General features: G+C 44.5%; 18 protein-coding genes. 16 read left to right on the forward strand and 2 right to left on the reverse strand.

Annotated elements, in window-relative coordinates; all coding sequences use genetic code 11:
* Positions 1-176: 176 nt before the first annotated feature.
* Positions 177-2993 (reverse strand): S9 family peptidase, encoded by a 2817-nt coding sequence (locus BUB19_RS06475; protein ID WP_245802791.1) that lies wholly within the window; start codon positions 2991-2993, stop codon positions 177-179.
* Positions 2994-3288: 295 nt separating this feature from the next.
* Here BUB19_RS06475 and BUB19_RS06480 point away from each other — a divergent pair, with 295 nt between their 5' ends.
* The 11 genes from BUB19_RS06480 to BUB19_RS06530 all read left to right on the forward strand — a co-directional run bounded on the left by BUB19_RS06480 (position 3289) and on the right by BUB19_RS06530 (position 14101).
* Positions 3289-3762 carry an Lrp/AsnC ligand binding domain-containing protein gene (locus BUB19_RS06480; protein ID WP_073093707.1) on the forward strand — a complete coding sequence of 158 codons (474 nt, stop codon included), beginning with the start codon at positions 3289-3291 and terminating at the stop codon, positions 3760-3762.
* Positions 3763-4015: 253 nt separating this feature from the next.
* Complete coding sequence (gene sufB / locus BUB19_RS06485) at positions 4016-5461, forward strand: Fe-S cluster assembly protein SufB (RefSeq protein ID WP_073093708.1); 1446 nt, start codon at positions 4016-4018, stop codon at positions 5459-5461.
* A gap of 13 nt (positions 5462-5474) precedes the next feature.
* The gene (gene sufC / locus BUB19_RS06490) at positions 5475-6236 is read left to right on the forward strand and encodes a Fe-S cluster assembly ATPase SufC (protein ID WP_073093709.1); all 762 of its coding nucleotides are present in this window, start codon (positions 5475-5477) and stop codon (positions 6234-6236) included.
* A 27-nt stretch (positions 6237-6263) separates the two neighbouring features.
* On the forward strand, positions 6264-7571 hold the full coding sequence (gene sufD, locus BUB19_RS06495; protein WP_073093710.1) for a Fe-S cluster assembly protein SufD: 1308 nt from the start codon (positions 6264-6266) through the stop codon (positions 7569-7571).
* Positions 7546-8802, forward strand: a complete 1257-nt coding sequence (locus BUB19_RS06500; RefSeq protein ID WP_073093711.1) for a cysteine desulfurase — start codon at positions 7546-7548, stop codon at positions 8800-8802. Before sufD ends, BUB19_RS06500 begins: the two co-directional genes overlap by 26 nt.
* Positions 8802-9233 (forward strand): SufE family protein, encoded by a 432-nt coding sequence (locus BUB19_RS06505; protein WP_073093822.1) that lies wholly within the window; start codon positions 8802-8804, stop codon positions 9231-9233. Before BUB19_RS06500 ends, BUB19_RS06505 begins: the two co-directional genes overlap by 1 nt.
* Before the next feature lie 8 nt (positions 9234-9241).
* Positions 9242-9565: a DUF59 domain-containing protein gene (locus BUB19_RS06510; RefSeq protein WP_073093712.1), complete on the forward strand. Its 324-nt coding sequence runs from the start codon at positions 9242-9244 to the stop codon at positions 9563-9565.
* A 20-nt stretch (positions 9566-9585) separates the two neighbouring features.
* Positions 9586-10002 carry a BrxA/BrxB family bacilliredoxin gene (locus BUB19_RS06515; RefSeq protein WP_073093713.1) on the forward strand — a complete coding sequence of 139 codons (417 nt, stop codon included), beginning with the start codon at positions 9586-9588 and terminating at the stop codon, positions 10000-10002.
* A 280-nt stretch (positions 10003-10282) separates the two neighbouring features.
* Complete coding sequence (locus tag BUB19_RS06520) at positions 10283-11569, forward strand: citrate synthase (RefSeq protein ID WP_073093714.1); 1287 nt, start codon at positions 10283-10285, stop codon at positions 11567-11569.
* Positions 11570-11825: 256 nt separating this feature from the next.
* A complete protein-coding gene (locus BUB19_RS06525) occupies positions 11826-13523 on the forward strand; it encodes a DEAD/DEAH box helicase (RefSeq protein ID WP_073093823.1) in 1698 nt (565 codons plus the stop codon).
* Between the two features lie 350 nt (positions 13524-13873).
* Positions 13874-14101: a hypothetical protein gene (locus BUB19_RS06530; RefSeq protein WP_073093715.1), complete on the forward strand. Its 228-nt coding sequence runs from the start codon at positions 13874-13876 to the stop codon at positions 14099-14101.
* A gap of 56 nt (positions 14102-14157) precedes the next feature.
* Here the strand turns inward: BUB19_RS06530 and BUB19_RS06535 are convergent, their stop codons facing one another.
* Positions 14158-15099, reverse strand: coding sequence for a ketopantoate reductase family protein (locus BUB19_RS06535; protein ID WP_073093716.1), 942 nt, complete (start codon positions 15097-15099; stop codon positions 14158-14160).
* Positions 15100-15371: 272 nt separating this feature from the next.
* Here BUB19_RS06535 and BUB19_RS06540 point away from each other — a divergent pair, with 272 nt between their 5' ends.
* The 5 genes from BUB19_RS06540 (at position 15372) to BUB19_RS06555 (ending at position 19555) form a co-directional block, all read left to right on the forward strand.
* Complete coding sequence (locus BUB19_RS06540; protein WP_073093717.1) at positions 15372-16073, forward strand: class I SAM-dependent methyltransferase; 702 nt, start codon at positions 15372-15374, stop codon at positions 16071-16073.
* Between the two features lie 243 nt (positions 16074-16316).
* Positions 16317-17153, forward strand: a complete 837-nt coding sequence (locus tag BUB19_RS06545) for a hypothetical protein (RefSeq protein ID WP_143155923.1) — start codon at positions 16317-16319, stop codon at positions 17151-17153.
* Between the two features lie 210 nt (positions 17154-17363).
* The gene (locus tag BUB19_RS06550; protein WP_143155924.1) at positions 17364-17774 is read left to right on the forward strand and encodes a hypothetical protein; all 411 of its coding nucleotides are present in this window, start codon (positions 17364-17366) and stop codon (positions 17772-17774) included.
* Entirely contained in the window at positions 17771-17929 is a 159-nt protein-coding gene (locus BUB19_RS24115) for a hypothetical protein (protein ID WP_178371447.1), read from the forward strand. The genes BUB19_RS06550 and BUB19_RS24115 overlap by 4 nt, the downstream gene beginning before the upstream one ends.
* Before the next feature lie 156 nt (positions 17930-18085).
* Positions 18086-19555 carry a Gfo/Idh/MocA family protein gene (locus BUB19_RS06555; RefSeq protein ID WP_073093720.1) on the forward strand — a complete coding sequence of 490 codons (1470 nt, stop codon included), beginning with the start codon at positions 18086-18088 and terminating at the stop codon, positions 19553-19555.
* The last annotated feature ends 40 nt before the right edge of the window (positions 19556-19595 follow it).

Here is a 19595-nt window from a genome sequence, read left to right on the forward strand (position 1 = left end):
GGTCGCTGTGGCCTGTAATCTGTTTATACCCCCAGGTCTGGCCGCCCGGGCTGTCGGCATTATATGGACTGACTCTTGCACACTCATTCCCGGAATTTACGAAAACATTCAGCTAGCCTGTAGTTGATGGGATAGATGTTGACTATTGCTTTCATTAGCTTATGGGCATGACCATTTTATTCCTCACTCAACTCGTATTTCAGCGTTTTCCCCTTTTCAATAGCTGGAATACCTTCCTTCATCCATAGTGGCTCCGGTGCCCCCTTCAGGTAGTGGTCAAAAAACTGAGAAAGCCGGATACTCAGATCCTTTTTGTTTTTGCGCTCCCTGAGATTGTGGTCTTCACCGTTGTATACCAGCAGCCAGGAAGGAACACTGTTTCGCTTCAACGCCATAAAAAACTCAATCCCCTGATACCAGGGTACGGCACCGTCGGCGTCATTGTGCATGATCAAAGTGGGCGTCTGGATCCGGTCTGCATAGAATAAGGGAGAATTTTCCAGATAATGCATGGGCTTTTCCCAAAGTGTACCACCTATTCTGGACTGGGTTTGCTCATATTGAAACATGCGGCTCATGCCGCTGCCCCAGCGGATACCCCCGTAGGCGGAAGTCATGTTGGCTACCGGAGCACCAGCCCCGGCGGCTTTAAACATGTTAGTTCTGGTGATGATATAGGCTACCTGATATCCACCCCAGCTCTGCCCCTGGATGCCGATATTGGCCGGATCGACAAATCCCTTAGCAATCATGGCCTGCACTCCGGGCACCACACAATCGTAGGCGCTGGGACCGGGCAATCCGATTTTGTATTGGATGTCAGGTACAAAAACCAAATATCCGTTACTCACGAAAAAGGGGATATTGATAATAGAGGCCGAAGGTACGGGGGCCCGGTACCGGTTTAGTGTAGTCGAACTCCTCTCATAAAAATAAACCATCATGGGGTACTTTTTTTCCGGATCAAAATTCTCCGGTTTGAAAAGTAATCCATCCATCATGTCGCCATCATGAACACGGTAGCTTACCAGTTCTGCACTCCCCCATAAAATGTCCTCTTGCTGTGGATTGATATGGGTAAGCTGTCTGCTGTTTTTGAACGGACCAGTGGCAAGGTATACATCCGGAGGATGGGAAAATGTCGATTTTTGGTAAAGGTAATTTGAACCATTTTCAGCTCTTTTCAACCCATCAAAAGCCGCAGCACCGAAAACCAGCACTTCAGGGTCCTGCCTTCCACAGGCATCAGCAATAAAAAATCCACTCTCCATAGTATTCATATCCATTCCGCTAAAAACCAGTTTCTGGTCTAAATCCACGAAATGCACATCCGGGTCCAGGTCGATCAGGCGATATCTGACCTGGTTTACATCACCATGTCCATTGCTTAAATTTACGGGAGCTTCCTCTCCCTTCGGATCGATTTTCCATATATCATATTTCCCATTTACCAGAAAATACCGATCATCTGCCGACCATCCGGCATGGCCATTGCTTCCGGGAAAAGATGGGCTGTCGTGCAGGTCATCATAAAAAATATCCTCTAAGCCGGTAGTCAATGCTATTTCTTCTTTGGTTTTCAACACGTAGGCCATCCAGGTACTGTCAGGATTACTGTACCAGAATGCGTATCTGCCACCCGGAGATATCCTCGGACTCCCCACTACTTCCCTGGCCAACAAATCCACTTGTCCGGTCTTTACCGATACCCTGCTTAAGTCCTTTCCGATTTGTATATTCCAACTGTAATTTTTCCTGTAGGGACGGTCATTCAGAGCAATCGCCCAGTCAGTGGTATAATCGGGATTAAAATGCACCTCGCCGGTGTTCGGATCACCTATTGATAGCACCCGGTCCTCAGCGATATGATAGACCGCAACAAAACTTTCCTCCTTTTTATCCTCCAGATTCTTGAGTTGCATGGGTTGTATTTCGGCATCCTGCCAGCCCCAAATATCTACACTCACCCGTTCCTCATCCAAAATGGAGGTGTCCGAGGCATAGACATAGCTCCGCAGAGGTTCCTTCCAGCCAAAAAACAACTTCTGTCCATCCTTCGAAAACCTCAATGGATAATGTTCACTGATAGTCTTATTTGCCAGTTCTTTTCTGAGCAGTTGCTGCCCTCCTTCCTGATAAAACAGGTCGAAGAACTCAACGCTATCTTTGGCCGATTGCCTGCTCCCCAGAAAAGCAAATCGGCCTGCATCCTCAGAAAATACCATGTGCCTGTATTGTACCAGACTGTCCAGGACGGTAATTTCCTTTTCTGATTCCAAATCAAGTAATCTTAGCTGAGAAGCAGCCTGATCATTTCCAGGAAAATTTTGCACGAAAAAGAGCCGTTCACCATTCGGCGCAAAGCCATATTTACTGACATTCTCCCTCACAATAGCCCTCTTTTTTCCAAACCTTTCTATATGTAAGGTGAATGTCTTCTCCTCGTCTCTGTTATCATTTTTTTCCTCCTTCTGGCTGCCTGTTGTGTCATTTCTTACTTCATAGGCATACCAGCTCTTGCGCTCGTCGGGAAGCTGGAAATTTTCCACCCCGGGAATTTTCACGATCGATTTCGATTCAAGATCCATGACAAACAGACTGTCCATTGGAAATTCGCTTTTGTCGATGCCCTTAAGTTTCATTAATCGGATAGAATCACTTTCGGCTGTGATCAATCCAATCGCCCAGTGACTGTCTTCAGAAAAATTCAAACGCTTCAACCGGGGCACTTTTATGCCCGACATACCTTTAGATGTCGGTATCAATTGTGCACGCCCATCTCCATCTTGCAAACTGACTTCGATTCCTACCCATTTGCCATCCGGGGAGAGGGTCGTTTGCGATACAGACTCCCAACCATCGTAATCATCATGTGACAAGGAACGCTTGTGCTCCTGAGCATGGCCAGGCCAAACCAGAGCGGTAAACAGGATAAAAAACAGGAATAGAAACGATTTGGTGCGCATGGGAAACAAAGCTATTAATTTTAACATATTACCACATCGGTGTACACTTATTAACTCATTGATTCAGGATTTCAGTAAAAGCATCTTTTAGTTAAAAAACACCCTATATTTACAGCATAAGGGGCGATTTTGAGATATCCTGACTTACTCTTTTTTACACGCAAACGATCCCTCAGATCGGTCCGGACCTCGGTAAAAATAGAAAAATCAAACAAGCAAACCCTCTCCTTTCTTCAAAATAGAAAAAAGTTTTCAAATTCTTTGACAATTCGATAATTAAAACAGATCTTTATTTGAAAATTAACAATTAACTCATTGAATAATGGACAAAATTTTAGATATTGATAATATTGATCTTAAAATCATTTCCCTGCTCAATGAAGATGCCAAAACCCCATTTACCGAAATTGCCAAAAAGGTATTTGTGTCCTCGGGTACCGTGCATGTCCGCATGAGAAAATTAGAAGATTTAGGTATTGTCAAAAGCGCAACACTGAATATTGATTTCTCAAAATTAGGATACGACATCTCTGCATTCTTGGGGATATATCTGGAAAAGAGCTCCCTTTACGACAATGTGATTGAACGGCTCAAAGAAATAGCCGAGGTCATCAATGCCTATTATACCACCGGGAATTACAGCATCTTTGCCAAGATCATTTGTAAAGATACCAATCACCTGAGAGATGTATTGAACAAGATACAAATGGTAGAAGGAATAGACCGTACAGAAACCCTCATCGTCCTTGAAGAAAGTATCAACCGGCCCATACAGCTTCTGGAGGGTAAAAAATAAACCTGTAGTTAATTATTAAGATTAAATCTAAATAAATAATTTATTTAGTTTTTTGTATATTACATGTGGTTTTTTCAATACCTGAGGGGTGTCAAATTCGACCATATTTGATTTTTAACTTGTTGTATTTCAGTAAATTGGTATCGGAAAGCTTAATTTATTCCTTTTATTTAGCGGCAGTTCGAACAATAAAAAATAGATTAATGTTGTATATTTGTGCATCAAAATATAATTAGTCTAAATAACTCGTTTTATGAGCAAAGACAATGAAATTTTAGAAGAATTTACCTCGAAAGAATATGAACACGGCTGGTCAGTAAATTACGAAGCTGATGAAGCGCCGGTCGGCTTGAATGAAGACATTATCAGGTGGATTTCTTCCAAAAAAGAAGAGCCTCAGTGGTTATTGGATTGGAGACTGAAAGCTTTCAGGCATTGGGAGCAAATGAAAGAACCCACCTGGCCCAATGTATCCTACCCCAAGATCGATTATCAAAAACTGAGGTATTACTCTGCTCCCAAACAGAAAAGTAAGCCGAAAAGTATAGATGAAGTCGATCCGGAATTGCTCAAAATATACGAGCGACTGGGCATATCCCTCAACGAGCAAAAGCGGTTGCAGGGAATTGCCGTAGACGCCGTTTTGGATTCTGTTTCCGTGGGTACGACCTTTAAAGAAACATTGTCTAAGCTGGGCGTTATTTTCTGTTCTTTCAGCGAAGCGGTAAAGGAACATCCCGAATTGGTTAAAAAATATCTGGGCTCTGTAGTTCCGGCGACTGACAATTATTTTGCTGCGCTTAACTCTGCCGTGTTTTCGGATGGATCTTTTTGCTACATTCCTAAGGGAGTGAGGTGCCCGATGGAATTGTCTACTTACTTCCGTATCAATGCGGCAAATACCGGCCAGTTTGAAAGAACACTGATTGTGGCGGAAGACAAATCCTACGTATCCTATCTGGAAGGTTGTACTGCGCCGCAGCGCGACGAAAATCAATTGCATGCTGCGGTAGTGGAAATATATGCCGCAGAGAACGCTGAAGTCAAGTATTCCACTGTACAAAACTGGTTTCCCGGAGACAAGAATGGTAAGGGCGGGATCTATAATTTTGTGACCAAAAGAGGTATCTGTGCGGGAGATTACTCAAAAATTTCCTGGACGCAGGTAGAGACAGGTTCGGCCGTGACCTGGAAATATCCTTCCTGTATATTGAAAGGAGATCATTCTACAGGGGAATTTTACTCAGTAGCCGTGACCAATAATTACCAGCAGGCCGATACGGGAACCAAGATGATTCATATCGGGAAAAACACCAAATCCAGGATCGTTTCGAAGGGAATCTCAGCTGGAAAATCTCAAAACTCTTACAGAGGTCAGGTACAGATCATGAAAAGAGCTTCCAATGCCCGTAACTTTTCTCAATGCGATTCGCTTTTGATGGGAAACAACTGTGGTGCACATACTTTTCCCTACATCGATATTCACAATTCTACAGCCCAGGTAGAACATGAAGCAACTACTTCCAAGATCGGAGAAGATCAGATATTCTATTGCAATCAGAGAGGTATAGATTCTGAAGATGCGGTAGCGCTGATCGTCAACGGCTATGCCAAAGAAGTATTGAATCAATTGCCGATGGAGTTTGCCGTAGAAGCACAAAAGCTACTGGCGCTTACATTAGAAGGAAGTGTAGGATAAAAAATAGAAAGAAATGTTATCAATAAAAAATTTACATGCCTCGGTAGAAGGCACTGCTATACTGAATGGTATTAATCTGGAAATTAAACCCGGAGAGGTACACGCTGTCATGGGACCAAACGGTTCCGGCAAATCCACCCTGGCCTCAGTGCTTGCCGGCCGGGAGGAGTATGAAGTCACCGAAGGGGAGGTTTATTTCAAAGGAAAAAACCTTCTTGAGCTCAGTCCGGAAGACAGGGCCAGGGAGGGCGTATTCCTCGCCTTTCAGTATCCGGTGGAAATACCGGGCGTAAGCTCAACTAACTTCTTGCGTACCGCAGTAAACCAGGTCAGAGAATATAGAGGTCAGGAACCTTTAGACGCTGTTAAATTTCTAGCCTTGATGAAGGAAAAGATGAAGCTGGTAGAAATTGACCAGAAACTACTTAGCAGAGCGCTGAACGAAGGTTTTTCAGGTGGAGAGAAAAAGAAAAACGAGATCTTTCAAATGGCCATACTTGAGCCTACCCTTTCCATACTTGACGAAACGGATTCCGGCCTGGATATTGATGCCCTCAAAGTAGTGGCCAATGGAGTAAACCAGTTAAAATCCAAAGACAATGCGACTATTGTTGTTACACACTACCAGCGGCTTCTGGATTATATCGTACCCGACTTTGTTCATGTCCTTTTTAATGGACAAATAGTAAAATCCGGCACCAAAGAACTTGCGCTGGAGTTGGAGCAGAAAGGATATGACTGGATCAAGGATGAAGTCTCCGGCACTGCTGTCTGAATTAGTTTTAAGATTTCAATATAGCATATGTCATTGTCCGTAAAAAAAGACGATAAATTATCAGATTTGTTTCTTCAAACCAAACCCGTCCCCTCTGGCCTGGAGGGATTTTCAGGTTTGAAATCTGAAGCACGGCAAATTTTGCTGGAGCGGGGCTTTCCCACTACCAAGAATGAGGAATACAAATACACCAATATCAGCAAGAGAATTGCTGACTCTATAGAAAATCCTGACGCCCCCTCTCCTATTTCGGATACAAGCCAGATAGAATCTTATCGTGAGCTTTTGGCTTCGATAGACGGCTACGAGGTGGTTTTCAATAATGGCATTCCGGATCTAAGCCAAACAGACATGTCTGATGCGAAGTTTGACGCCCAGCTTTTTTCCGCCATGGATGCGTCAGTTGCCGGCAGAATTGGCACCATAGAAAAAAGTGAAAAGGATGCCTTTAGTGCATTAAATACGCTTTCCTTTTCCGAGGGATTGTTTATCAATATCCCTGACGGAACGGTTGTGGAAAAACCAATTGTTTTGATCCACTATGTACAGGCAGATAAAAATGGTGACTGCATCCATCCAAGGTATTTTGTAAAATCCGGCAAAACCTCCCAGGCAACGATAATCGAATTAACGGTATATACCGGTAGCCAAACGGTTTTCGTCAATGCGCTCTCCGAATGGTCGGTTGCCCCGAACGCCCATATCCGGCATTACAAGTTGCAGGATGGCCACAAAGATACGCTGGAGGTACACAATACCAGCGCAGATGTAGACCGGGATGCGACGCTTATGTCTGTGGTACTAAGCCTTCAGGCAGGTATGATCCGAAATAACCTGAGTCTGAATCTGAATGCTGGAAATTGCGAGGGCAACATGTATGGATTGTATCTGCTGAATGGAAAAACCCATGTAGACAATCATACCAATGTGGACCATACCCAACCGAATTCCGATTCGAATGAGCTTTACAAGGGTATCTTGACAGATCATTCCCGGGGGGTGTTTAACGGCAAGATTTTTGTCAGGCAAATCGCCCAGAAAACCAATGCGTTTCAACAAAACAACAATATACTTTTGTCCGAAGACGCTACCGTCAACACCAAACCTCAACTTGAAATATGGGCGGATGATGTGAAATGTTCTCATGGATGTACCACGGGACAGCTGGACGAAGAGGCCTTGTTTTATTTGCGGGCCAGAGGGATGAGCAAAGAATCGGCAAAAGCCTTACTACTGTATGCTTTTGCGGGAGAGGTACTCGATAAGATCAGTATTGAGCCTTTCAAAAAATATTGTGAAAAAATAGTGCATGAGCGACTGGGTGGAAGTTATTGACAAGAACAGAAAAGAGATTGATGTAAAACAAATCCGGAAGGACTTTCCGGTGCTGCACCAGGAGGTGAACGGTAAGCCTTTGGCCTATTTCGATAATGCTGCGACGACGCAGAAACCGGCTCAGGTGATTGCTGCGCTGGAGCACTATTATAAAAAGGACAATTCCAACATTCACCGAGGAGCACATACATTAGCCTCCCGTGCTACCGAAAATTTTGAAAATACGCGTAGCAGTGTAAAGGAATTTATCAATGCCCCTTCCAGAGAGGAGGTTATTTTTACCAAGGGCACCACAGAAGCGATCAATCTGGTGGCCAGCTCTTTTGGAGAGCGATACATCCATGAAGGCGATGAAATCATCATTTCTACCATGGAGCACCACTCCAACATCGTCCCGTGGCAACTGCTCTGTGAGCGAAGGAAAGCCATTTTAAAGGTCATCCCCATTTTCAAAAATGGAGAAATGGACCTGGAAGCCTACAAGAAGCTATTGTCTTCAAAAACCAAACTGGTGTCTGTGGTGCATGCTTCCAATGCCCTCGGCACGGTCAACCCCATCCGGGAAATGATCGATCTGGCGCATAATTTCGGTGCCAGATTTTTGGTGGACGGCGCACAGAGTGCTGCCCACTTACCAGTGGATGTTCAGGCACTTGATTGTGATTTCCTCGTCTTTTCCGCCCATAAAATGTACGGGCCTACGGGTGTGGGTGTCTTGTATGGCAAGCGCAGTCTGCTGGAAGAAATGCCTCCCTATCAGGGAGGTGGTGAGATGATCAGTGAAGTGCGATTTGAAAAAACCAGTTTTAATGAGCTTCCCTACAAATTTGAAGCAGGCACCCCTAATATTGCGGATGTAGTCGCTTTCGATCAGGCGATTTCCTATATCAACCGGTACGGCAAAGATAAGATTCATTCACACGAGTCTGCCTTGCTGGCTTACGCTTTCCAAAAATGTGTTTCCATCAGGGGATTTGAACCGATTGGGACAGCCAACGAAAAGGTGAGCGTACTAAGTTTCAACCTGAAAAATATCCACCCTTTTGATGTGGGCATGATGCTGGATGCTTCCGGCATAGCTGTACGGACGGGCCACCACTGTACCCAACCACTGATGAATTGGTATGGAATTGAAGGAACTGTCCGGGCCTCTTTTGCTGTTTACAATACCACTGAAGAAATTGACCGGCTTTATGAAAGTCTGGTACGGATATCTAAAAGAAAAAATTGATGGAAGATATCAATACGGTACAGGATGAAATTATCGATGAGTTTGGGATCCTTGGTGACGATAAGGAGTCTACCATCTTTTACATCATGGAATTGGGTGAGCAACTTGCGGATTTTCCCGAAGAGGAAAGGAAGGAAGACAATATCATCAAGGGATGTCAATCCAAGGTTTGGCTCATTACCAGCTATCAGGACGGGAAAATTCAATTTCTCGCAGATTCAAATACAGCCATTACCAAAGGATTGATCAGTTTGCTGATCAGGGTGCTATCTGATAGAACTGCAAGGGAAATCATTGATGCCGATCTCTATTTTATCAAAGAAATAGGGATGGGTAATATTATTGGCTCTCAAAGGTCTAACGGACTGGCAGCCATGATCAAACAAATGAAGCTTTTTGCACTGGCATACCAATCAAAAATTGACGCATAAGGAGGCATATGGAAAAGACAGATCAACAGGAGGAAATCAAGAGAAAGGTGGTGAACGCCATAAAAGATGTGTATGACCCTGAAATTCCGGTAGATGTGTATGAACTGGGCTTGATATACGAAATTACAGTATATCCGGTCAACAATGTGTACATATTGATGACATTGACCTCTCCCAATTGCCCGGCAGCGGAGTCTATCCCCTCAGAGGTCAAAAGCAGGGTTTCTGAAATTGAGGGAATAAATAATGTAGAAGTTGAATTGACATTTGATCCTCCCTACTCCCAGGACATGATGTCTGAGGTAGCAAAACTAGAATTAGGGTTTTTGTAAAAATATAAATCATTAAAAATATGTATCCAGAAGAATTGATCGCACCCATGCGTGCAGAACTTACAGATGTAGGCTTCAAAGAATTTCGAACTTCAGAGGATGTGGAAAAACACCTCAAAGACCATAAAGGTACGACCTTCGTAGTCGTAAATTCTGTTTGTGGCTGTGCGGCTGGCGCTGCCCGCCCGGGCGTACGGTATGCACTGGACAAGTCTTCCAAAAAGCCTGGTACCCTTGCCACAGTGTTTGCGGGAAATGATACAGATGCAGTAGGCAAATTCCGGGAACTGGTAATGCCCTATCCGCCCTCATCTCCGGCAATGGCGCTTTTCAAGGATGGGGATCTGGTCCACTTTATTGAACGGCACCATATTGAAGGCAGAAATGCACAAATGATCGGAGATCACTTGATAGAGGTGTTTGAACATTTTTGCTAAGAAAAGCCCTGTCGGGGCTTTTTTTTTAAGTTAAACCAGTGATAGGGCTATAAATAAGTGCGCAGCGAGTGGAGGGTGCCTGGCCGGAATTGCCGTACATCCATAGAATTAAGTGCATTTCAATAGGTATAGCTCAGATAAATTCATTTTTTCATCTGGATTTTACCTTGATTCAAATAATAATAGTAAAGGAATTTGGTCAATTTTTCTTAAATTTGATCCAAATATTATTTTGAATTAAACAGAATTAGAATTTTATAATACATTTAATCAAATCAATATGTCCGATAATGCTAAACTCTCCTTTAAAGGAAAAGAATATGAACTCCCAGTTATTGAAGGTACTGAAAATGAACAAGCTGTAGATATTGCCAAACTAAGAGGGCAATCCGGCCTGATCACCATTGATCCCGGATACAAAAATACCGGATCTACGAAGAGTGCCATAACTTTTTTAGATGGAGAGCAAGGTATACTGAGATATAGGGGTTATAATATTGAAGACCTGGCCGAAAATTCGAACTTCCTGGAGGTTTCATACCTGCTGATCAACGGTGAATTGCCTACCGAGTCGCAATATAAAAGCTTTTCAAACAGAATTACCAAGCATACGCTTGTGCATGAGGATATCAAAAAGATCCTCGATGGTTTTCCGTCTGTAGCCCACCCCATGGGAGTACTTTCCTCCCTGATTTGCTCACTAACGGCATTTTACCCCAATTCTCTGGATCCCAACAATACCGATGAAGAGATCCAATTGAGTATCGTCAGGCTAATGGCCAAAATGCCTACATTTGCTGCATGGGCCTACAAGAATAAAATGGGTCATCCAGTGAACTATCCGGACAACAACCTCGATTACTGTGGCAATTTCATGAAAATGATGTTTGCCCTGCCATCTGAAAAGTACGAGGTAGATCCTGTTATCTCGAAGGCGCTGGATCAATTGCTGATCTTGCATGCAGATCACGAACAAAATTGTTCTACTTCTACTGTAAGGATCGTGGGCTCCTCTCAGGCAAGCATCTATGCCTCTATCTCTGCGGGTATCAATGCGCTATGGGGGCCGCTACACGGTGGTGCCAACCAGTCAGTGATCGAAATGCTTGAAGCAATCAAAGCCGATGGTGGTGATTCGAAAAAGTATCTGGAAAAAGCCAAAGACAAAAATGATCCTTTCCGGCTGATGGGTTTTGGGCATAGGGTGTACAAAAACTTTGATCCCAGAGCGAAAATTATCAAAAAAGCTGCTGATGAAGTACTCGATAAACTTGGCATTTCCGATCCGGTCCTGGAGATCGCAAAAGAACTGGAGAATGCCGCTTTAAACGACGACTATTTTGTTGACAGAAAACTGTATCCAAATGTGGACTTTTACTCCGGCATTATCTACCGGGCACTGGGTATCCCTACAGATATGTTTACCGTAATGTTTGCTTTGGGAAGGCTTCCGGGCTGGATAGCACAGTGGAAAGAAATGAGAGAAAACAACGAGCCTATCGGCAGGCCTCGTCAGGTTTATGTGGGTTCTACAGAAAGGACCTATGTGGCCATGGACAAACGCTGACAGATTCCGTGCAGGAATCACAAGCTATAAAAAGGGGCCTTTTGGCCCTTTTTTATTCAGAATATTTTTTCCTTTAATCGTTGGTTTCCAAAGAATAATTCTAATTCACCTCCTTAATTAATTGCTTTTCAAAACATTTTTCCTTATCTTTGCACTTTATTAGACAAATTTTTCTCCTGCGCCGTGGGGTTCCTTATTGTTGATCGACACTGGGATATTTAGGAATACCGTGGCTTTGAGAAGTAAGGAACATTTCATGGAAAAAGAATTATTATTTTCGGACCTTGGGGTTTCAGAAGAAATCCTCAGGGCGGTGGAAGATATGGGCTATACCCAACCTTCCCCCATTCAATCACAGACCATCCCGTTACTGCTTCAGGGTGCCGATGTAATCGGTCAGGCGCAAACGGGTACTGGCAAAACAGCAGCATTCGGAATCCCCATCATTGACCGCATAGATGAGCGCAAAAGTAAACCTCAGGCACTCATCCTCTGTCCCACCAGGGAGCTGGCAGTACAAGTAGAGGGCGAGATTGTCAAACTATCCAGGTACAAGAAAAAAATCACATCTACCTGCATTTACGGAGGCGAGCCTATAGATCGCCAGATCAGAAGCCTGAAAAAGGGTGTTCAGATCGTGGTAGGAACGCCCGGCAGGATCATGGACCATATGGACCGGGGTACATTGGACCTTAGCCATGTCGAGGTGATCGTGCTGGACGAAGCGGACGAAATGCTGGACATGGGCTTTAGGGATGATATAGAAACCATCCTCAGTTCCATGCCGGAAGAGCGGCAGACCGTGTTTTTCTCCGCTACTATGCCCAAACCTATATTGGAACTTACCCGCAAATACCAAACGGAACCCGAAATTGTAAAGGTGCTCCGAAAAGAACTGACGGTAGAAAACATCGCCCAGGTCTACTACGAGGTAAGATCCGGACTGAAGAGTGACCTGATCAGCAGGCTGATCAACCTGCACCAGTACAAGCTTAGTGTTATATTCTGCAACACCAAAAGAGTAACCGACGAAGTGACTGAAGAACTCAATGCCAGGGGCGTTCCTGCCGAAGCCTTGCATGGTGATTTATCTCAAGCTCAGCGGACGAAGGTGATGAATAAATTCAGAAAGGGCCATTGCTCCGTCCTGGTAGCCACAGATGTAGCTGCCAGGGGCATAGATGTCGAAAACGTTGAAGCTGTCTTTAATTTTGACCTGCCTCTGGACGAAGAAAACTACGTACACCGCATAGGTCGAACCGGTCGGGCAGGAAAAACCGGAACAGCGATCAGTTTTGTTTCCGGAAGAAGAGATGCCCGTAAAATCAACGACCTGGAACGGTTTATCAAGACCACTATAGATAAAGCTGCACCTCCCTCGGTAGATCAACTGCTTCAAATGAAAAAGGACCAATTGATCAAGGATATCCACAGACAACTTGCCAAACCGGATGGCAATGAGGTATATGAGGAGGCCATAGGAAACTTATTGGCAGAAGGATTAAGCCTGGAGCAGGTCGCCATTGGCCTGGTAAAACTTCAGTTGGGTGAAGCTATAGAGAAATTTAAAGACATGAACTTCACCCCCGAAAAAGACAGGGGCTTCGGCAGAGATGAGCGGCGACCCAGACGAGAAAGAGCCGAAAGAGATCGCGGCGGACGTGGACCCCGTTCTGGTGAGAGGGGAGGCAGAAGAAATAAAAAAGACAGAGAGCCCAATATGGCGCGTCTCTTCCTGAACCTGGGAAAGAAAGACCGCATCCGACCCAATGACATTGTTGGTGCAATCGCCGGTGAAACCGGAGTATCAGGTAAACACATTGGCGAAATTGATATTTATGATAGTTTTTCCTTCGTTGACGTACCCAAAAAAGATGTGTCTCATGTGATCAGCGTCATGAATACCAATACTATCAAAGGCAAACAGGTCAATTTTGAAATTTCAAAACCCTGATTTTCCCAGATTAAATAAATTTATAATTAAAAGAGCCATCCTTTGAATAGGATGGCTCTTTTATTTTGCTTCAGCGCCAGCCTGGCGATCAATGCACAAGCTTCGCATCATTTGTTCACCGGAATGCGATCGTTGGTAATCTCATTGTGCTGACAGGGCGAAACGATGTTAACCCGGGGTGTAGGCAGACCCTTAAAAATCGGACAAAATTTTATTGTTTTGGAGATATTGTTTCTACCATTTCCGGCAACATTTGTGAAAAATCCAATTCACTATGTTTATACCCTTATACTTTTTCGATTAACCGAACTCCTTTGTTACCTTTGAATGGCACACTAACGATACAATTCATGACAGAACAGCATAAAAATAAAGAAGGGTTGCGCGTTCTGATAGATGTCATCCGCTATGTTTTTCTGGGATCAGCGATACTAATCATTATATTGCAGCTATACATATATTACAAATCAGGCGATGCAAGCCTGTATAATCAACTGTATCAAATGAGCGGGGCCATTTATCCCCTGGCCGCTTTCGTAGTCATTACGCTGCTCAAAAACAGTAAGAAAATGGAATGATTAAGGAATTGATAAGGAAACACATTGGCTGCAAATTGAAGAAAAACCAATCAGACCTACAAGCCAGCGGCTTTCCGGATATTCTGGCTGATCAGACCTTCCATCAGTTCGAAGGTTTCCGGATTTAAACCACGGTAAAGCGACTTTTCGATCACCTCATCTATCAGTGTTCTCTTTTCACCAAAATGGCCGGAAGCGACGTCAAGCTGAAACGATGATCGGGCATCTTCAGGAAATTGACCCATGAGACTGCGGGCGTCTTCAATATCCGCTTCCGAAAGCTCGATTTCCTGACTCCGGGCCAGCTCCGCCAGTTCCTCCATTAAGTTGCTCCAAATTTGCATCAATTTAGGATCAGCCCTGATTTGCCCAAAATTAACCTCATAGGCCGCAGTCAATGCCGCTAGGCTGGAGATAAACAGGAATTTCCTCCATAAGTAATCCTCTGGATTACTGGTTTGGATCACTGGTATCTGAGCACTGCGTAAAGCTTCGAATACCCATTGATGATTGTCGCTTTCCGGTATGCCGCAGACTATTTTACCCGGGCCACCCAAATGCTTCACATGACCGGGCTCCTGTACATTTGAAATCAAATAAATACAGGAATCCAGCACCTCTGCGCCATTGACTAAAGGCTTTATCTGACTGGAAGCATCAACCATGTTTTGCAGTGGAATCACCAGGGTCTTTTCAGAAAATAAGGCAGAATTTTCGGCAATGGCGGCTTTAAGGGAAGGAGATTTGGTGGCCACCAATACCAGGTCATAAGGCCCCTTAGCTGCTCCGGACAATTGGAGGCTGTCGGGAAAAAGATGGCCATCGAAAGTATTGGAACTAAAATGCAAGCCATTCGAATGGATGCGTTCATAGCTGTTTCCCCGGGCAATGAAAATCAGTCGAAAATCGACGTCACCCCTGTGTAATAATAGCTTCGCCCCTATAAATCCTCCAACCCCGCCTATACCTAAAATGGCTATTGTTTTTTCCTTTTTCATTTGCTGATTCACGCTGTTTATAATGCATAAGCCTGACCTTATCACACCGCCAGGTCCGATTTTCCCTCGCCTGTCAATAGCTCATTGGCTTCCCCGTCAAAAGTGATGGAAAAATTAAATTTATGCAAATACAAACCCTCAATCTGCCATTGTTTTCAGAAACAAATTGCGGCCAATAGCCGGGCCCCACAAATATTGAAAAGAATTTCTTTTACAATCCCCGATAAATCCTTATTTTCCATTATAATTTTACCTACAATCTCCTGAAAACTTTGAACAAACTGGCTGAAAATTGGCTGTACCAGGAATACCAGCAAACGGGTAAAGACTATGCTTCATTGGATGAAGTAACTGTCTATGATCCCGTTCACGATGATTTCCGTAACATTGATGCAGAATACAAGCTGATCGAAGAATGGCTGGAACCTGATAAGAGCTGCACATGGGCGGACATAGGATGTGGTACCGGTAACTTTTCCGTTTATTTTGCAAAAAAGTGCGATAAACTCTATGCCTTCGATATTTCTGAAACGATGCTGGAATTCGCAAAGCAGAAAGCCAGGTCTCAGCTCCTTAGTAATGTTGAGTTTCAACAGGTCGGTTACCTGAATATGAATCTGCCTGATAGTAGCCTGGATGCGGTGATGAGCTCCCTTTCTTTACATCATCTTCCAGACTATTGGAAAGCAAAGGCCCTGGAAAACATATACCGAACGCTCAGACCTGGAGGCAGGCTTTATATTTATGATGTAGTCATTCCGGATGAGCAGGGAGATGCAGCCATTCAGGCTTTTATCGAAAGTCAGGCAGAAAGAGGTGGAGATTTTCTGCGGGAGGACACCCTCATTCACTTCAGGGAAGAGTATTCTACATTTGATTGGATAATGAAAGGACTTATCGCCAGGCAAGGATTTACACTTAGCAGGGAAGTTACCGAAGATGGCGTTTTGAAAAGATACCTGTGCCAGAAGTAGTGGCCATTCCGCCCAGGCAACGGGTAGATATCACCGCAGTGCGGTAAAGGCTGTTTACTGATGATCCCGGAAATCGGCGATGTTGCGTGGCAGCATGGAAAAAATCGCTCTTTCCTGGTTGGCCACAGGCGCAGGGCCACATGTCATGCGGATAGGACAAGGTCAGTTTCTGGTACCGAGTTGGTTTATATTTCGAACGCACCTGTCAATTTCCGGGAATTATGGGTATATTTATTGATGCCAATGATCAACCGATGCCTTATTTGTCTCCTGATTGGTTCCTCCCTTGCCTGCACCAACCTGAAACCTATCCAGGCATTGTCTGAAGAGGCTTTAAAGGGCCTGGATGAATTTCATGAAATCGAATATAGTTTTACCAGGAACTGCCTGGAGGATTGCATGTTTTCGAAAACCAGCCAGTACCAGATAGAAAGGAATTTGCATTGCGGATGCAGTGAATACCAGAAGGCAGATACGCTGGTCAGAGAATTGTACCATGCTCTGGCGGAATATTGGAATGGCTTGTTGCGTTTGTCAACATCAGAGCAGCTAAGGTACCAGTTAGACGGTCCGGCGAATGCGCTGCAGGGAGCTGGCTGGAACCAGCTTGACTCCGAACAGTTAAGTGCGATCCGGAAATTATCGGAAATAGGACTCAATGCAGTTGCCGGAAAATACAGGAAAAAAAAGATCCGCCAATACATGACTGAAGCCGAGCCCCATCTTAGGCAGATCAGCCAAAAGCTTGTGTTTATTTTGGAGAATAACCTGCTGGGCTTGCTTGAAATACAGAAAGAGAATTGGTACATGTATTATAAATCCCTGCTGGTGGATACCGAACTAAACGATAGGGAACGCGGGTTGGTGACAGAAAAATACTATTCTCTCATTGACAAAACCGACACCATACGGCAAAAAACACTGATACTGACAAGGATATTGGACGCGATAGCGATACACCACAGTACTTTAGCTGATGGCGAGATCGAAGTTAATAGTGAGGATTTCGGGCAAGAGGTCAGATCCATGGCAAAAAGTGTTCACGACCTGCTGTATGATTTGGAACAATACAAGCAGTGATTTCGACCTGGTGTCTGCATTCGAACCAAGGCGTAAATATTCAGTGTGTTGGCTGCTGCCAAGCATTTCATGTAAAACAATTAAACCAAACACATGGAATCGGGCATGGCCCAGTCAGCACTGCGGAATGATCAGCCAGAATGTAAGGTTTCCCGTCCGATTGGCTTCATCCGGGCGCACATATGGCCGTTAAAAGACAATTATAATCCTATGAAAGAGAGATTGGATAGCATGTTCTTAAGCCAATTGGCAGATGACTTTTTAGAGATCGCCAAGAAATTCAACGACTTCCGGTTTGAAAAAATAAGCCAACAGGAAATCAGCCAGGAGGTCTTCAGAGAAATGGGCAAGAAAGCTCAGTTGCTGATGAATAAAGCGAGGGAAATGAAATTGCTGTCCACTTTTATTGTGGAAAAGGAAATTGCTGAAGCCCTTTTTCAGCTACGGTCGATCAATGTAGAGATCAAGCAAACGCTGAACACATTGGAGCAGATACAGGTAGTATTCGATCTTATCGGCAGCCTGGGGGCACTTGCAGTGGGAATAGTAGAGAAAGACCCCACTACCATATCTGAAAAAGTCAATGAAGTGATCAATGTGTTTAAAAAAAAAGCGGAATGAAAAAGGCTGCCCACCGTTTGTCGGAAGAAAATGGCAGAAGCAGGCCTGTTGAAAATGCTTCGCCGGTTTGTTACTTTGGAGATCCGGATATTATGGAAGATTATGAGCTACCCGACCCGATTACCCCAGCACCTGCCAAACCAAAGACGCGGTAAACCGATGGTCCTGGCATGGGTATGCCTGGAATAAATGCCTATAGGAACTACCTTCTATCCACCATTTTTTGCATGAACTGTATTAAAGCCGGAATTGCTAAAATCTTTCATCAATTATTTTTATTTTAGGCCGATCAATTAATCAGAAAACTTAAAATGAAGAAAAACAACACGCCCGAGGAAGGTAATTCCAGAAGGAATTTTCTTAAAGCATCTGCAACTGCAGCTGCAGGATTTTACATAGTACCCCGCCATGTACTGGGTGGCCCCGGATTTAAAGCTCCGAGTGACAAGCTTCGAATAGCGGGCATCGGTGCCGGAGGAAAGGGTTACAGCGATATCAGAAGTTTTTATGAAAGTGGCAATGCAGACATAGTAGCCTTATGTGATGTGGATCCTGAAAGAGCATCCAGAAGTATAGAAGCATATCCCAAAGCCAAATTTTATAACGATTACCGGGTGATGCTGGAAAAAGAAGGCAATAACATCGATGCCGTTTCCGTATCCACTCCGGACCACAATCATGCTGTACAGGCACTCATGGCCATGAAAATGGGCAAGCATGTATATGTACAGAAGCCCTTGACACATACCATTCAGGAGGCCAGAATGCTTACTGAAGCGGCTGAAAAATACAAACTCGTCACCCAGATGGGAAATCAGGGAGCCTCTGGTGATGGAGTAAGGCAAATGCGTGAATGGTACGCGGCAGGCCTGATCGGGGAAGCAACCAAAGTGCAATGCTGGACCAACAGGCCGGTATGGCCGCAGGGTGTGCCCTGGCCAGGTGAATCCGGAAAAAAGCCGCCCAAAAATCTGGATTGGGATCTTTGGCTGGGCACAGCAGAAAAGAAAGGCTACGTCGAAAACCTGCATCCTTTCAATTGGCGGGGTTGGTGGGAATTCGGAACCGGAGCTCTGGGTGATATGGCCTGCCACATTATGGAACCAGCCTTCCGTACGCTGGACCTGGGCTATCCTACATCAGCGGAATGTAGTGTTGGATCTGTCTATACCGGCGAGTTTACCCAAGGGTACTTCCCGAAAAGTTGCCCCCCTTCTTCTCATATCACCCTGAGATTTAAAAAGCCCGGTGGTGAAGATCTGGAATTTCACTGGATGGATGGAGGCATCAAGCCAAGCAGACCGGAAGAGCTTGGACCTAATGAGCAGATGGGTGACGGTGGCAATGGAGTCATCATTGAAGGGACAAGAGGAAAGATGATGTGTTCTACCTACGGAATAGATCCAAAGTTATTACCTACTTCTATCAACGAGAGCATCAATGTAGCCCCTACCCTTCCCAGAGTTGAGGGAGCTATCGGAGGACACTATGCCCAGTGGGTAAATGCCTGTATTGCCGGGCATGGTAGCAAAGAATACCAGGAATTGAGTTCGCCCTTTTCCATTGCAGGCCCGCTTACCGAATCGGTCCTGATGGGAAATCTTGCGATCAGGAGTTATGACTACAGGGAAGAGAAAGCCGATGGAAATGGCTACAACTATCCCGGAAGAGATATCAGCTTGCTTTGGGATGGCAAAAATATGAAAATCACCAATTTCGAACCTGCCAATCAATTTGTTTCCAAAACATACCGCGAGGGATTTGAACTGCCGGCCGTTTAAACCGGTCGAAGCACCGATCTGAAATTTAAGCCACTGCAAG

This window comes from Cyclobacterium lianum (assembly GCF_900143075.1).
GTDB classification, from domain to species: domain Bacteria; phylum Bacteroidota; class Bacteroidia; order Cytophagales; family Cyclobacteriaceae; genus Cyclobacterium; species Cyclobacterium lianum.